This window comes from Paraburkholderia sp. NMBU_R16 (genome assembly GCF_013282575.1).
GTDB lineage: Bacteria > Pseudomonadota > Gammaproteobacteria > Burkholderiales > Burkholderiaceae > Trinickia.
The window spans coordinates 1-253 of the sequence record NZ_JAAAYE010000427.1 but is presented as its reverse complement, the minus strand read 5'-3'; the positions used below and the strand labels follow the sequence as shown (position 1 = coordinate 253).

At 56.9% G+C, this 253-nt stretch carries 1 pseudogene; it reads right to left on the bottom strand.

The features are described 5' to 3' along the window. Window positions 1-215, bottom strand: a pseudogene (locus tag GWC77_RS29395) (hypothetical protein); the annotation flags it as partial. Window positions 216-253: the final 38 nt, after the last annotated feature.

The window sequence follows — 253 nt, the reverse complement described above, 5'->3', positions numbered from 1 at the left end:
AAAACGCTCAGGCCCGCATCGCCACGTCCGCAGCGTTCGCTTGCGCGTGGAATGCGCGTTCGGATAACCGTGGAATCAGCGTTCGCTTTAGCGTGGAATGAGCGTTCGGTTTGCCTGGAATACGCAAGTTGCCGTTTGGCCGTATCAAAGTCGACGCCTTGCACGTACCACGGGGCCTTGATTCCCAAGGCGGCTTCAAAGAGTTGATTCGTCATATTCGCTTCGTCTCGCATGGCTGGTTGCCGCATTCTGC